We start from the raw sequence: 14,152 nt of genomic DNA on the forward strand, positions 1-14,152 counted from the left end.
CCCGAGCATGATAATATTCGCACAAATTTCACAGTCCGGCGTCAATCTGATCGCCGAAGGCCTCACTTGGCGCACAGGGCCGCGGCGATTTGCGCGGCAAGTTTTGCATTGTTGCGCACCAAGGCGATGTTGGAGGTGAGTGAACGGCCCTCGGTCAGCTCAAAAATCCGCTGCAACAAAAATGGTGTGACCTCTTTGGCCGAAATGCCCTGGGCCTCGGCCTCTTTCAATGCGGTGTCCACAAAGGGCATGATCACCTCTTGCGGGATTTCATCCGCCTCCGGGATCGGATTGGCGATCAACTGCCCGCCCTTCAGGCCCATCGCAGCGCGCACTTGCATGGCGCGGGCAATGTCTTCGGCGCGATCAAGGCGCAACGGCGCTTTGAGACCCGAGGCCCGCGACCAAAAGGCGGGGATGTCGTCTTGGCCATAGGCAATCACCGGCACGCCGTGGGTTTCCAACACTTCGAGGGTTTTCGGGATGTCGAGAATGGCTTTGGGGCCAGCGGCCACAACGGTAACAGCCGTTTCACCCAGTTCCAACAGATCGGCGGAAATATCAAAGGTCTCTTCGGCCCCGCGATGCACACCGCCAATGCCCCCCGTTGCAAAGACTTTGATCCCGGCAATCTCGGCGGCGATCATCGTGGCGGCCACGGTGGTGGCACCCGTCGCACCAAGGGCGATACAGACGGGCATATCGGCACGGGAGACTTTCATCACATTGGTGGCCTGTGCCAGCGCTTCAAGCTGGGTGTCGGTCAAGCCAATGTGCAACACACCGTCAAGCACGGCGATGGTGGCGGGCACGGCCCCGGCGGCACGCACATCCGCCTCGACCATCCGCGCGGTCTCGACGTTTTGCGGGTAGGGCATGCCATGGGTGATGATCGTCGATTCAAGTGCCACAATCGGCGCGCCCGTGTCCAAGGCGGTTACAACTTCGGGGGCGTACATCATCGGCAGGCCAGAGTTCAGATCGGTCATAGGGGGGTGTCTCCAGAAACATATTGGGCGGCGGCGTTCAAGGCCTCGGTGAGCGCATCTGCCTCATCCGCGCCGCGCCATTCAGCCGCAACATGTGCGGCCATAAATGTATCGCCTGCGCCGGTGACCCGCGCGACAAGCACAGGTGGCGGGGTTTGGGTGAGGACCATGTCGTGACGGGCCATGGAGGCATCTTCGCCGCCATTGGTGACCAACACGCGATGTGCGCCCTTGGCGACCAGCGCCTGCGCGGCCTGCGCCGAACTGTCAAAGGGGGTGTGGGCCAAAAGCCCGGCCTCCTCCAAATTGACATATAAAGTGGCGCGTGGATGATCGAGCAGCGGCAAAAGCCGTTCGGCCTTGCCGGGACTGGCGGGCGCGATGCGCAGATCGGCGTCAGCAAAGAGCGGTGAGATGGCGATGTCGCGCAAGAGCTGTGTGGTGAGATTGCCGTCGAGCGCGATCGGCCCCTTATAAGGGATCTCAGGGCTGCCCAAGCGCCCATCCGCAAGCGGGCGCAGGATTTTCTCGCCCGCAGCCTCCAAGGAATGCGCATCGGCAATGGCGGCGATCAAACCGTTCGCACCCTCGACCGCCATATAGGTGTCGGTCGGCAGGTCTTCGGAGCGATACACATGGTCGGTGCCAATGCCGCGCACGGTCGCCGCCAAAATCAATTCATCACCCGCCGGGTCGCGACCGATGGCGGTCAACAGATCGGGCGACAGGCCAAACCGCGCCAAGGCCATGGCGATGTTCATCGCCACGCCGCCGGGAATGCGAATGATCCGTCCGGGCACATCGGAGCCCAACCGCATGGCGCGATCCGAGCGTCCGATGACATCCCACAACACGGAGCCAATACAAAGGATATTATGTGGTGTACTCATGACCTTATCCTTGACCGTAATTTTGACCGAATGGCAAGGATTGCCCGCGCAGATGGGCGCAAATTTGCGGTCCGAATGGTGTCTCACGCGCGCTTGGGGTCAAAACACAGGCGTTTGGGCGGGCAGGGGCTTGCACTTTGGAAAATACACCTCTATATGCGCGATCACTTCACAGGCGGAGGCGGGCCTTCGGGGGAGACATCCTCGATAGGTCCACCGGTTGAGACATCAGTCTCGGAACCTCTGCTCAGGCGTTAAACCGGAAAAGGATTATGGACATGACGCTTCCTGATTTCTCGATGCGTCAGCTTTTGGAAGCTGGCGTACACTTTGGTCACCAAACCCAACGTTGGAATCCGCGTATGCAGGAATTCATCTATGGGGACCGCAATGGCATCCACATTTTCGACCTGACACAGACTCTCCCGATGTTGGAGCAGGCGCTGCAGGTTGTGCGTGATACCGCTGCAAAAGGCGGACGCATTCTCTTCGTCGGCACCAAACGTCAGGCCGCTGGCCCCGTTGCCGAAGCCGCTGAAAAATGCGCACAGTATTACATGAACCACCGCTGGCTCGGTGGCACGTTGACCAACTGGAAAACCGTGTCCCAGTCCATTCAGCGTTTGAACATGATTGATGAGTCGTTGGCAAACGGCGCAGAAGGCCTCACCAAGAAAGAGCGCCTGAACATGGAACGCGACCAAGCCAAACTTCAGGCTTCCCTCGGCGGGATCCGTGAAATGGGCGGCGTACCGGATCTTCTCTTCGTCATCGACGTGAAAAAAGAAGACTTGGCCATTCTCGAAGCCAAAAAACTCGGCATCCCGGTTGTGGCTGTTGTTGACTCCAACTGTTCCCCGAACGGTGTGGATTACATCATCCCGGGCAACGACGATGCGTCGCGCGCTATTTCGCTTTATTGCGATCTTGTCGCTCGTGCTGCTTTGGCTGGTATGACCGCTCAGATGGGCGCCGCTGGCGTTGACATCGGTGCATTCGAAGAAGCGATGGCTGAAGAAGCTGTGGCCGAAGCCGAAGCCTCCGAGGCCTAATTTGACGACCCGCTGCGCGATTTGCGCGCGGGCGTTACAAAATTGATACGGGGGCAGGGTAAGCCCGCCCCCGAGACTGATCAAAGACATTCGAGGAGAGCCGATATGGCAATCACTGCTGCAATGGTGAAAGAACTGCGCGAAGCAACGGCTGCGGGCATGATGGACGCAAAAAAAGCGCTCACCGAAACCGATGGCGATTTCGAAGCCGCTGTGGATTGGCTGCGCACCAAAGGTTTGGCGAAAGCTGCCAAAAAGGCTGGCCGTACTGCGGCTGAAGGTCTCGTGGGTGTGGCTGTTGACGGTGGCGTTGGTGTCGCTGTCGAAGTGAACTCTGAAACCGACTTCGTTGGTAAAAACGCAGAATTCCAAGCTATGGTCAAAGACATCGCGTCTGCGGCTCTGGCGGCTGACGATCTTGAGGCGCTCAACGCGGCCCAAGTGAACGGCAAAGCTGTGTCCGAGATCATCACCGACAAGATCGCGACCATCGGCGAAAACATGGGCCTGCGTCGTATGGCCAAAATCGAGGCTGCATCGGTTGTGACCTATGTCCACAACTCCGTGGCTGACGGCATGGGCAAAATCGGCGTTCTCGTCGGTCTCAATGGCGCAAACGATGCGTTTGGCAAACAGGTTGCCATGCACATTGCGGCGGCCAACCCGGCGGCTCTGGGCGAAGCGGATCTCGATCCGGCCATCGTCGAGAAAGAAAAGCAAGTTCAGATCGACATCGCACGTGAATCTGGCAAGCCGGAAAACATCATCGAAAACATGATCAAAGGCCGGATGGCGAAATTCATCGCTGAATCCACGCTTTTGGGTCAGGCTTTCGTGGTGAACCCCGATTTGACTGTTGAAGCGGCTGCAAAAGAAGCTGGCGTGGAAATCACCGGTTTCGTGCGTCTCGAAGTCGGCGAAGGCATTGAAAAAGTGGCAGAAGATTTTGCCGCTGAAGTTGCGAAAGCGGCTCAAGGCTAAAGCGTTCCGTCATTCGATTGCGAAAAGAATGGGGTCGACCTTTGGGTCGGCCCTTTTTTATGGCGTGGGGCGATGAGAAAAATTAATGCCACGGAAAATGCCATGGGACAGGGGCGATTTCGATGTAAAAAGGGGGCACCAAACCGATCAATAGGTCCGCACCCCCTGTAGGACGTTGGTAAGCGAAATAACGTGTGCGATCCCAACCTCCCGCGTTCCAAAGGCCAAGCCCCGAAAGCAGGAACATTCCGACTCTCGCATAAGTTTAAGTGCTGCGAAACTACGCTATTCCGTACCTTTTGGACAAAAAATAGGCTTTCGTCTGAAATGTCGTCATTCCATGCACGAGGTGTCCCTTTAAAACGTGAAAATTTGGTTTTGAAATGAAGCCTTTAGCACGGCTTGCGCTGTCGTGCTGACCCCAAGGGATTCGCGAGCCAGACGGAGGTGTTTTTCGACAGTGGCTTTGTTCAGTCCCAAAATCTGCGCCGTATCCGCGACAGTTTTCCCATCGCAAATCCATTCAAGCACTTCGCGTTGGCGTGATGTCAAAAGCCGTTGGGGCATGGGCATTGTGATGATTTTGAGATGCGCCACGCCACAGATCAGTTCGATTTCGCGCCCCTCTTTGGCCCAGATCGCATCGGCCTGCTCCTGTGTGCCTACAAACGGTTCGACCGACATGCCCACCGCGCCTTTGGCCCGCTTAAGCGCATTTTGAAACGCAATTGTATATCCTGCGGTGACGCCACGAGAGGCATTGTACATGGACACTTCGCGTTCTTGCTCTGACATCTGATCAAAATTTTCGCCAACCCAGGCCCAGGAACAGGTACCAACATTGTTGAGAGCCCAATGCACCATCGGCCCATTCCGGTAGCGGCCTTCAAGAAAATAACCCTGCATGTAATCCGGGCCGTGGTTGGTCAAAAACAGGTGATCATTGTCATTGCCAAAACCTGAATCTGTATGGAACTTGGTGGACCCATATAAAACATGTGTAAAACCAGACTCTTGCACATAGCCAAGCATGCGCTCCCACACGTCCTGAACGGTGGTCGCGTTGAGAATGCTGTGCACTTTGTCTTCGGTCTGTTTCCCACCCATGCACACATTTTAATGATCAAATCATGACACAGACAAGGGGTGCCGTGAGTCAACTTTGACAACTGTGCAAAACGCGGCATGTTTGCCGCAGATGTGGGCGGTTAGGAGGTCACATGGGCCAGCAAGAGGCAGCTTTCCGAGTTGAGCACGCCAGGCACTTCGCGGATTTCACGCAAAACCCGGTCAAAATTCACCAAACTGTCGGTTTTGATCTCGACCACCAAATCCCATGATCCATTCGTGGCATAGACGGTTGAGACCTCTGGGATGCGGGTCAGGGTGCGGATCACGGTGCGGGACATTTTGCCCTGAAGTTCGACAAGAGTGATGGCTTTCACCTCGCCTTCGACATCGACATCGGTTTCGATGGTAAAGCGCCGAATGCGACCCTCCGCCACCAACGCGTCCAAGCGCGTGCGCGTGGTGGTGCGGGACAATCCGGCCACCTGCGCCAGTTCAGTGATCGACATGCGCGCATTCATCCGCAAAGCTGCGATCAGGGCTTGGTCAGAGGCGGAAAGGGGCGTCATGTTCATTCTGTCCATACGTATGATCAATTTGACCAATAATATAGTCCATATGATCAATAAGTCAGTACATTTTGTCATCTCTCTCGTGCATCCTTATCAAAACCAAAGGAAAAGCCATGACACGCACCTGTTCGATTCTCGGCGCTCCGGTTGAAACCGGCGCCTCGCAGCCCGGTTGTTTGATGGGACCGGCGAGCCTACGCACCGCCGGATTGGCCCGCACGATCCGCTCTTTGGGCTGGACGGTGGAGGATTTGGGCGATGTGCAGGTCGCGCCACAACCGCCTGTGCCCCATGCCAACCCTGCCGTGCATAACCTGTCCGATACGATCGCGTGGATCGAGGCATTGGAACCCGCCGCATATGCCGCCGCCAAAGACTATGACCTACCAATTTTCATGGGTGGCGATCATTCGATGGCTGCGGGCACTGTGCCGGGTCTTGCGCGGTATGCGGCGGAGCAGGGCCGTCCTTTGTTTGTGCTCTGGCTCGATGCCCACCCGGATTTACACACGCTGGACAGCACTGAGAGCGGCAATTTGCATGGCACGCCGATGGCCTATTACACTGGACAAGCGGGGTTTGACGCCTACCCAAAGCTCGCGGTGTCCGTTCCGGTTGAAAACCTCTGTCTGATGGGCATTCGTTCGGTCGATGAGGCAGAACGAAATAGAATCAGCGCCTTAGGCATCGAAGTTCATGACATGCGTGCGATTGATGAGACCGGAGTCTTAGCGCCTTTGCGCGGATTTTTGGACCGGGTGGCCGCAAGCAAGGGCATGTTGCACGTCAGCTTTGATGTCGATTTTCTCGACCCTGCCATTGCCCCCGCCGTCGGCACCACCGTGCCGGGCGGAGCGACCTTTCGCGAGGCGCATTTGATCATGGAAACGCTCTGTGACTCTGGCCTTGTGACCTCGCTTGACCTTGTGGAATTGAACCCGTTTTTGGATGAACGCGGGCGCACGGCAAAGCTGTTGTGTGATTTGACGGCCAGCCTGTTTGGACGCCGCGTTTTGGACCGTATGACCCGGAGTTTTGGATGATGAATATGCCGCAACCCTCTGAATTGGCTTATGTTCCTTTTGTCTCTGTCGCCAATATGATGCGCCTTGTGCACAGTCTTGGCGTCGATCGGTTCTTGTCGGACTTGGCCGCCTATATCGAGGAGGATTTCAAGCGCTGGCCGGAGTTCGACAAAACCCCGCGTGTCGCCTCGCATTCGCGAGAGGGCGTGATCGAATTGATGCCGACGGCGGATGCGGAGCTTTATGGTTTCAAATACGTCAATGGCCACCCGAAGAATATGAAAGAGGGCTTTCAGACCGTCACGGCCTTTGGGGTTTTGTCTTCGGTTTCAAATGGATACCCGGTGTTGCTCACAGAAATGACGCTGCTCACCGCGCTGCGCACGGCGGCGACATCGGCACTTGTTGGGCGCTATTTGGCTCCGAAAGGGGCGTCGGTGATGGCGATGATCGGCAATGGCGCACAGTGCGAATTTCAGGCGCTGGCCTTTCGCGCGCTTTGTGGCATCACCACCTTGCGGCTTTATGACATCGACCCGGCGGCCACGGCCAAGGCCAAGCGCAACTTAACGGGGCAGGGGTTTGAAATCATGGCCTGTTCTTCCGCCCAAGAGGCTGTTGAGGGCGCGGATGTGATCACCACCTGCACCGCCGACAAACAATGCGCGACGATCCTAACGGACAATATGGTTGGGCGTGGTCAGCACATCAACGCCATTGGCGGCGATTGTCCGGGCAAAACGGAGCTGCACCAAGACATCCTGACGCGGGCGCAGATTTTTGTCGAATACCCGGAGCAAACCCGGATTGAGGGTGAGATTCAGCAACTTTCGGCGGATCATCCGGTCACGGAACTGTGGCAGGTGATGCGCGGCGAGGTGCCGGGACGCACAGATGCCAATCAATTGACGCTGTTTGACAGTGTCGGCTTTGCAATTGAGGATTTTTCCGCTCTGCGGTTCGTGCGCGATAAAGTGGCCGGGACAGAATTTTCCGAACCGCTTGATCTTTTGGCCGACCCGGATGATCCGCGTGATCTGTTCGGGATGCTCACCCGCGCCGGATAAGCCGGATAAGAGGCTGATAAAAAACCTCCCGCAGAGACTTGCGGGAGGTTTTGTGTTTCAAGAGCTTCGGGGCTGTTTAGGACAAGCCACCAAAGCACATGTTCTTGATTTCAAGATAGTCGTCACAGCCGTATTTCGACCCTTCACGGCCCATGCCGGATTGTTTGACGCCGCCAAACGGTGCCATCTCGGTGGAAATCACGCCGGTGTTGATGCCGACCATGCCGGTTTCAAGCGCTTCACCGACACGCCAAGCGCGGTTCAGGTCGCGGGTGTAAAAATACCCGGCCAGACCGAATTCGGAGGCATTGGCAAAGCTGACCGCTTCGTCTTCCGTGTCGAATTTCACCAAGGGCGCGAGTGGGCCGAAAGTCTCTTCGGTCGCGACTTTCATCTGTTGGGTGACGCCCTTGATCAAAGTCGGTTCAAAGAAGGTCCGGCCCAAGTTGGAGCGCGAGCCGCCCATGACGACTTCCGCGCCTTTGGCGACCGCATCGGCAATGTGATCTTCGACTTTCGCGACGGCGGCGGCGTTGATCAGCGGCCCGGTGTTCACGCCTTCGGCAAAGCCGTCGCCCAGCGACAGGGTGCCCAACGCCGCACTGAGTTTCTCGGCAAAGGCGTCATAAACACCGGCCTGAACGTAGATGCGGTTGGCGCATACACAGGTCTGGCCATTGTTGCGGAATTTCGCCAACATCGCGCCTTCGACGGCGGCATCCAGATCGGCATCATCAAAGACGATGAACGGCGCGTTGCCGCCGAGTTCCATCGACAGTTTCTTGATCGTCTCGGCCCCTTGACGCATCAGGATTTTGCCGACGCGGGTCGATCCGGTGAAGGTGATCTTGGCGACTTTTGGGTTGGCACACAGCTCGCCCCCCATGCCCGAAGCATCGAGCCCCGGCAACACGTTAAACACACCTGCAGGCACGCCCGCGCGTTCGGCCAAAACGGCCAAAGCGATGGCGGACAGCGGTGTGAATTCGGACGGGCGCGCCACCATGGTACAGCCAACAGCGAGAGCCGGGGCCATTTTGCGCGCCAGCATCGCATTGGGGAAGTTCCACGGCGTGATGGCACCAACAACGCCCACGGGTTGCTTGATGATCACCATGCGTTTGTCGGCTTGCGCGCCGGGGATGAGATCGCCGTAGACGCGTTTGGCCTCTTCCGCGAACCATTCGATATAGGAGGCCCCATAAAGGATTTCGCCCCGCGCCTCGGCCCAAGGTTTGCCCATTTCCATGGTCAGGATCGTGGCCAGATCGTCGGCATTTTCCACCATGAGATCAAAGAGTTTGCGCAGGATCGCAGATCGGTCTTTACCGGTTTTGGCCGCCCAGGCACGTTTGGCCGCATAAGCCGCGTCGATCGCCATGCTGACGTCTTCGGCGGACATGTCGGTGACATGAGCGATGATCTCGCCGGTGGAGGGGTTCTCCACCGGGAATTTTGCTTTGCCTTCAATCCAGACGCCATTCACATAGGCGCGGGTTTCAAACAAGCTTGGATCTTTCAGATCGCGCATCTTAGGCCTTTCTGGCGGCAGCGACCGCCTCAGTCAAAAGGGTCATGGCTTCATCAAACACACTCTCTTCGATGGTGAGCGGTGCGAGGAAGCGGATGACGTTTCCATAGACGCCACAGGTGAGCAATAGCAACCCGCGGGTCAAGGCTTCCAGACGGATTTTGCCGGTCAGTTCCGGGTTTGGTTTGCCATCGGCGGTGAGGAATTCGGCAGCGACCATAAAGCCCGGACCGCGAATGTCCGCCAGTTCCGGGGTGGTTTTTTGGATCTCGGCCAAGGTGGATTTGAGTTTGGCCCCGAGCATTTCGGCACGATCACACAGGCCCTCGCTCTCGATCACATCCAAAACCGCGTTGCCCGCAGCAATGCCCAACGGGTTGCCGCCGTAAGTGCCGCCCAAACCGCCGGGGGCAGCCGCGTCCATCATTTCGGCGCGGCCGGTGACCGCAGAGATCGGGAAACCGCCGCCCAGACCTTTGGCCATGGTCGTGATGTCGGCGGCCACGTCATATTGCTCCATCGCGAACAGGTTGCCGGTGCGGGCAAAGCCGGTTTGGACCTCATCGGCGATCATCACGATGCCATGGGCATCACAAAGCGCGCGCAGGCGGGTGACGAATTCGGCAGGTGCCGGATAAAAGCCGCCTTCGCCCTGGACCGGCTCGAAAATCGCGGCCGCGACGCGGGCCGGGTCGAGATCGGCTTTGAACAGGGCTTCGATCGCGGCAAACGTGTCGTCGACAGAGACGCCATGCAGGGCGCAGGGGTAGGGGACGTGGAACACGTCGGGCATCATCGCACCAAAACCAACCTTATAGGGCACGACTTTACCGGTCAGGGACATGCCCATAAAGGTGCGGCCATGGAAGCCGCCGCCAAAGGCGATGACGGCATCGCGTTTGGTGTAGGCGCGTGCCACTTTGATTGCGTTTTCAACGGCTTCCGCGCCAGTGGTGATGAAAATGGATTTCTTAGCGAAATCCCCCGGCACTTTTTCATTCAGCCGTTCGGCCAAGCGTACATAGGGCGCGTAGGGCAAAACTTGGTGACAGGTGTGGGTGAAGGCACCGAGCTGTGCGGTGACGGCTTCGATCACTTTCGGGTGGCGGTGACCAGTGTTGACCACGGCGATGCCAGCGGCGAAGTCGATCAAACGATTGCCATCTTCGTCCCAGACTTCAGCATTGAGCGCGCGGGCAGCGAAATGATCGGTCATAACGCCGACGCCACGGGCAAGGGCGTTGACGCGGCGGGTGGCAAGCTCGGAATTGGTCATGGAAACAGCCTTTCACATCTGTGTTTAAAGATACGCTATGCGGGATTTGAATATCGCAATAGTCTGTTTCTTTCTGTTTTTAAGTCCTTATAATCACAGGGTCTTGAATCAAAAGTTTGGATATAATGAACACCTCCAACACCCAAGTCTCCGCGACTCACCATCAACCTCATTCCGGCGTTCAGGAGGATTTGGCGCTTGGGCATCGGTTGCGTGTGTTGCGCGATCGTGCCGGGCTGTCGCAGCGGGCATTGGCCAAAAAGGTCGGCGTGCCCAATTCTACGATCTCCTTGATTGAGTCCGGTAAAATGAATCCTTCGGTCGGTGCGTTGCGCAAAATTTTGGATGGCATCCCGGTGCGGATGTCGGAATTTTTTACCTTTGAACCTGATCCCGAACGGCAGATTTTCTATGCGGCTGAGGATCTTGTGGAGATCGGCAAAGGCAAGCTGTCGCTCAAACAGGTGGGATCGACGTTGTTTGGGCGCGCGATGATGTTGCTAAAGGAAACCTATCAACCGGGCGCGGATACAGGGCGCGTGATGTATGGCCATGAGGCGGAAGAAGGTGGGATTGTGATCTCTGGTCGCATCGAGATCACGGTTGGCGAAGAACGTAAAATTCTTGGGCCTGGCGATGCCTATTATTTCGACAGCCGCACACCGCATCGGTTTCGTCAGGTTGGGCCGGAGCCTTGCGTGATGTTCAGCGCGTGTACACCGCCGACATTCTGAGTTGCATGACAGTGGATGCCATTCATAAAAATGTGTATTTTATGCGTCACCGCAATGGTTTATCCCTCAATGTTCATGGGTGATCTTAGGCATTAATTATACATAATACCAATTATAAGACTTTCCGATTTAGACCTTATCGCACCTTTCGTTTGCTGCATCTTCTGGCTTCGCTTATTGCTTATTTTCTTATGAACTTTCAACAACTTTCTTCAGCTCGTCCTGGCTAACATCGAGCAGTTCATAAGAAAAACGCCGCCCGATTTCTCGCGCGGCGCTTCATGTATCTGAACTAAACAACTGACTTTAAACGCGAATTGCCTTGTCGGCCCAAGACATGATCAAACCACCAGCGGCCACCAGACCGCCGACGATTTCCCCGGCTGTGCTTTCATCGGCCCAGCCTTGGGCGATCAGATAGCCCCCCACAACGGTTGCACCGTGGCGGATAATCGGTCCTGCAAATTGAGAAATAATGAGACTTTTCAGCATGTTGGTTCCCCCTTTTTATGCTTTGGTTTCGAGTTTGCCAAGGCGCGCGGTAAAGTCGTCGTGCGCCTTGGTGAGACCGCCCAAGCGGTAGAAAATGCCGCCCAAAACGGCGAATTGCCCCAGATCGAGCGCGTTAGACCAATCCAAAATCACTTGATCACCCCCGCCGATTTAGCCGCGCTGTAGGCAACATAGACGCCCCCGGCGATCGCAGCCCATTTGAGAGCGTTGGCGGTGCTGTCCATCGCCTCGCCGCCCTCTTTTGCGGCCCATCCGATCCCATAGACCCCTGCCAAGGCGACACCGCCCCAGATAATCAACGGCATTATGCATAACCCCCAGAACCAGAGGCCCCCAGAGCCGCCAAAACCTGTGCCTGAGACACGGTTGCGGCGTTCAGACCATCGCCCGCATAGTAGCTTTGCCCCGTCGCTGTGCGGCCCCGTTTGTCGCGTGTGAACGCGGGCAATCCGGCCCATTCCTGAGAAAGGTTTTGAGCAAACTGAGCGTCAGAAAGAGACCCCGCCGCCCAGCGGTCAAACCCGCGCCGACGCAAAAGCGCCATTGCGGCCCGATCCTGAGCCGCGGCTCCGAAAATCTCGCCGGATTGAACCGCAGACCCGACCAGCCCGGAAAGCGTCTTTTTGATAAACTGATAACCGCCGACCGCCGACGATGCAGATCCCGCCGCTACGCTGCGCGTCTGATAGTCAATCACCTCTGCCACGGTCATTGTGGTGATCGGGCGCGGCGGTTGGATTTTCGAACCATAGTAAACAGAATTGTATCCCTGCGGCGCTTCTGCGCGGCGGATCAGAGCCAAGATTGCGCTTGCATTCGGTGCTACGGACACACCGCCAGAATAGGACGCTGCCCCGCCAGAGGTGCCCAATAGGCTCCCCAATAGATCGCCCAAAAACCCGCTGCCAGATGATGCACCTGCGCTGCCCTGAGACGCCGTAGAACCGCCAGCCGTAGCGCCAGAGCCGCCAGCCGATGCGCCGGACGTGCTGGACCCGGTGAGTGCGCCGAAAAGCGTCTCCAAGCCCCAGCCCAAAATCGCGTCTTTGGTGTCGTTTTTGGCCGGATATGAGGCCGGGACAATCTCATAAACCTCTTGCTGCTTGGCCTTGTTTTGGCTCCACAGATATGCGCCGCCAGCCATAGCGCCGCCCACGATCAAAGCGCCGAAAAGATCAGACATTTTCCGCCCCCGCATCAACAATAGGAACAGGGGTGACAAACTCACCGCCCTGATAGAGATCACCGATTTTCGCGCTCTCAGCCGGTACATAAACCGGGATTTCGTCGCTGTTGATTTCGATGATGTTTGCGACCACGCCGCCCACGATTTTTGCAAACTGCATTTGTGCCTCCTTAGAGATATTTGATTTTCACTTGTCCGGCTGCCCCGGCGCCCTCAAACAATCCGCCACCTGCCGGAAATGCGCCTGCGCCGCCTGCGAATTGCGATGTTCCGCCATTGCCACCACCGCCAGCCTTAAACGCCGGTTTTCCGGGCATTGAGCCGACTTCTGTCGCGGATAAGCTATATGCGGGATCAGGTCCGACGCGATCACGCCCAGGAAGACCTCCGGGCGCGTAAAACAGGGCCCCAAATGACGTATTTCCACCCGGACCACCTGTTCCATATCCATCGCCATTGCCACCCGAACCAACTTCAATTTCAACAGTGGCCGGGATTTCTGCGGCGGTGAAAATTTCGACGGAATAGCTACCGCCCTGACCGTGACTTTCATCACCGCCACCACCGCCACCGCCCCACAATTCGACTTGCAAAAGGTCCGTATCCCGCAAGCGCTGCGGCTTGGTCCATGTCATAGATGATGTGATGGTTTCGGGCGCTAGGCGCGTGAAAGGTGCCTTTGAAAGCTGCATCATGCCCACCCTGTTGTGATGATTTCGACAGATGACGGACCAGCGTATGATTTCATTTCAAACCCCGCGCTGGTTTTGAATGACAGAATATCTCCGTTTTCAATGCTGAACGATCGACCACCAGTGCCCCCGTCCTTTTGAATCACCAGATTTGCGGCTCCTGTATCAACACGCCGAATGAGGATTTCATAGCGATTTGCATCGTATGGAATGTTCACAATAGACCCACCCACAATAGTGGTTTTTTGAAAATCAATATTGTTAGGAACACTTTCACGCGTGTTGATTGTCGCCGCGCCAAGAGTGAGGCGGCTGTCTTTGATGTCGCCCCGGCCAAAACCGAGTTTTACGGTCAGCGCGGTTACATCTTCGTTGATGATTTCAACAAGCTGAAAGCCGTTCTCAGTGTTGTATGTTAGGCCCGCTTCAAAGTCTGTGCGCGGTTGGTTGTCAAAAGACACCTTGAACGGTGCCGACGCTTCAAGTGCTGTCAGAAAATCAGACATGCGCGCAATTTGGAGCGAACCACCTGCCGGGACAGTGTAAGTGCGTGTTGCATATGTTGGAGCTGCCATC

General features: G+C 56.7%; 18 protein-coding genes. 5 read left to right on the forward strand and 13 right to left on the reverse strand.

Annotated features, from left to right (window positions below; translation table 11 throughout):
* Nucleotides 1-62: 62 nt before the first annotated feature.
* Together DA792_RS07635 and DA792_RS07640 are read right to left on the reverse strand one after the other, a co-directional pair.
* Entirely contained in the window at nt 63-989 is a 927-nt protein-coding gene (locus tag DA792_RS07635) for a pseudouridine-5'-phosphate glycosidase (protein WP_107719428.1), read from the reverse strand.
* On the reverse strand, nt 986-1,879 hold the full coding sequence (locus DA792_RS07640) for a PfkB family carbohydrate kinase (RefSeq protein WP_107719429.1): 894 nt from the start codon (nt 1,877-1,879) through the stop codon (nt 986-988). Before DA792_RS07640 ends, DA792_RS07635 begins: the two co-directional genes overlap by 4 nt.
* Nucleotides 1,880-2,157: 278 nt before the next feature.
* Between DA792_RS07640 and rpsB the strand changes: the two genes are divergently transcribed.
* Together rpsB and tsf are read left to right on the forward strand one after the other, a co-directional pair.
* Nucleotides 2,158-2,931, forward strand: coding sequence for a 30S ribosomal protein S2 (gene rpsB, locus DA792_RS07645; protein WP_107719430.1), 774 nt, complete (start codon nt 2,158-2,160; stop codon nt 2,929-2,931).
* A 105-nt stretch (nt 2,932-3,036) separates the two neighbouring features.
* Complete coding sequence (tsf, locus tag DA792_RS07650; RefSeq protein WP_107719431.1) at nt 3,037-3,912, forward strand: translation elongation factor Ts; 876 nt, start codon at nt 3,037-3,039, stop codon at nt 3,910-3,912.
* Nucleotides 3,913-4,269: 357 nt separating this feature from the next.
* On the opposite strand, the gene DA792_RS07655 is transcribed toward tsf, so the two are convergent.
* Together DA792_RS07655 and DA792_RS07660 are read right to left on the reverse strand one after the other, a co-directional pair.
* Nucleotides 4,270-5,019 (reverse strand): helix-turn-helix transcriptional regulator, encoded by a 750-nt coding sequence (locus tag DA792_RS07655; protein ID WP_107719432.1) that lies wholly within the window; start codon nt 5,017-5,019, stop codon nt 4,270-4,272.
* A gap of 101 nt (nt 5,020-5,120) precedes the next feature.
* Nucleotides 5,121-5,549, reverse strand: coding sequence for an Lrp/AsnC family transcriptional regulator (locus DA792_RS07660; protein ID WP_009571123.1), 429 nt, complete (start codon nt 5,547-5,549; stop codon nt 5,121-5,123).
* A 116-nt stretch (nt 5,550-5,665) separates the two neighbouring features.
* On the opposite strand from DA792_RS07660, the gene rocF reads away from it, so the two are divergent.
* Together rocF and DA792_RS07670 are read left to right on the forward strand one after the other, a co-directional pair.
* Nucleotides 5,666-6,595 (forward strand): arginase, encoded by a 930-nt coding sequence (rocF, locus tag DA792_RS07665; protein ID WP_107719433.1) that lies wholly within the window; start codon nt 5,666-5,668, stop codon nt 6,593-6,595.
* On the forward strand, nt 6,595-7,644 hold the full coding sequence (locus tag DA792_RS07670) for an ornithine cyclodeaminase (RefSeq protein ID WP_107722610.1): 1,050 nt from the start codon (nt 6,595-6,597) through the stop codon (nt 7,642-7,644). Before rocF ends, DA792_RS07670 begins: the two co-directional genes overlap by 1 nt.
* Nucleotides 7,645-7,720: 76 nt before the next feature.
* On the opposite strand, the gene DA792_RS07675 is transcribed toward DA792_RS07670, so the two are convergent.
* Both DA792_RS07675 and DA792_RS07680 read right to left on the reverse strand, forming a co-directional pair.
* On the reverse strand, nt 7,721-9,175 hold the full coding sequence (locus tag DA792_RS07675; protein ID WP_107719434.1) for an NAD-dependent succinate-semialdehyde dehydrogenase: 1,455 nt from the start codon (nt 9,173-9,175) through the stop codon (nt 7,721-7,723).
* Between the two features lies 1 nt (nt 9,176).
* The gene (locus tag DA792_RS07680) at nt 9,177-10,451 is read right to left on the reverse strand and encodes a 4-aminobutyrate--2-oxoglutarate transaminase (RefSeq protein WP_107719435.1); all 1,275 of its coding nucleotides are present in this window, start codon (nt 10,449-10,451) and stop codon (nt 9,177-9,179) included.
* A gap of 125 nt (nt 10,452-10,576) precedes the next feature.
* Between DA792_RS07680 and DA792_RS07685 the strand changes: the two genes are divergently transcribed.
* Entirely contained in the window at nt 10,577-11,185 is a 609-nt protein-coding gene (locus DA792_RS07685; protein WP_199908137.1) for a cupin domain-containing protein, read from the forward strand.
* Between the two features lie 306 nt (nt 11,186-11,491).
* Here the strand turns inward: DA792_RS07685 and DA792_RS07690 are convergent, their stop codons facing one another.
* The 7 genes from DA792_RS07690 to DA792_RS07705 are packed head-to-tail and all read right to left on the reverse strand — an operon-like array spanning nt 11,492 to nt 14,151.
* Entirely contained in the window at nt 11,492-11,677 is a 186-nt protein-coding gene (locus DA792_RS07690) for a Pam3-gp28 family putative phage holin (RefSeq protein WP_107719436.1), read from the reverse strand.
* A 15-nt stretch (nt 11,678-11,692) separates the two neighbouring features.
* Nucleotides 11,693-11,824 carry a hypothetical protein gene (locus tag DA792_RS23045; protein WP_302666837.1) on the reverse strand — a complete coding sequence of 44 codons (132 nt, stop codon included), beginning with the start codon at nt 11,822-11,824 and terminating at the stop codon, nt 11,693-11,695.
* A gap of 2 nt (nt 11,825-11,826) precedes the next feature.
* A complete protein-coding gene (locus DA792_RS22185) occupies nt 11,827-12,003 on the reverse strand; it encodes a hypothetical protein (protein ID WP_159075196.1) in 177 nt (58 codons plus the stop codon).
* Nucleotides 12,003-12,881: a hypothetical protein gene (locus DA792_RS07695; RefSeq protein WP_107719437.1), complete on the reverse strand. Its 879-nt coding sequence runs from the start codon at nt 12,879-12,881 to the stop codon at nt 12,003-12,005. Before DA792_RS07695 ends, DA792_RS22185 begins: the two co-directional genes overlap by 1 nt.
* Nucleotides 12,874-13,044 (reverse strand): hypothetical protein, encoded by a 171-nt coding sequence (locus tag DA792_RS22190; protein WP_159075197.1) that lies wholly within the window; start codon nt 13,042-13,044, stop codon nt 12,874-12,876. Before DA792_RS22190 ends, DA792_RS07695 begins: the two co-directional genes overlap by 8 nt.
* Nucleotides 13,045-13,054: 10 nt before the next feature.
* Complete coding sequence (locus tag DA792_RS23050) at nt 13,055-13,579, reverse strand: hypothetical protein (RefSeq protein ID WP_159075198.1); 525 nt, start codon at nt 13,577-13,579, stop codon at nt 13,055-13,057.
* Entirely contained in the window at nt 13,576-14,151 is a 576-nt protein-coding gene (locus tag DA792_RS07705; RefSeq protein ID WP_107719439.1) for a hypothetical protein, read from the reverse strand. Before DA792_RS07705 ends, DA792_RS23050 begins: the two co-directional genes overlap by 4 nt.
* Nucleotide 14,152 lies beyond the last annotated feature (1 nt).

This window comes from Celeribacter baekdonensis (assembly GCF_003047105.1).
In the GTDB taxonomy this organism is placed as follows: Bacteria; Pseudomonadota; Alphaproteobacteria; order Rhodobacterales; family Rhodobacteraceae; genus Celeribacter; species Celeribacter baekdonensis_B.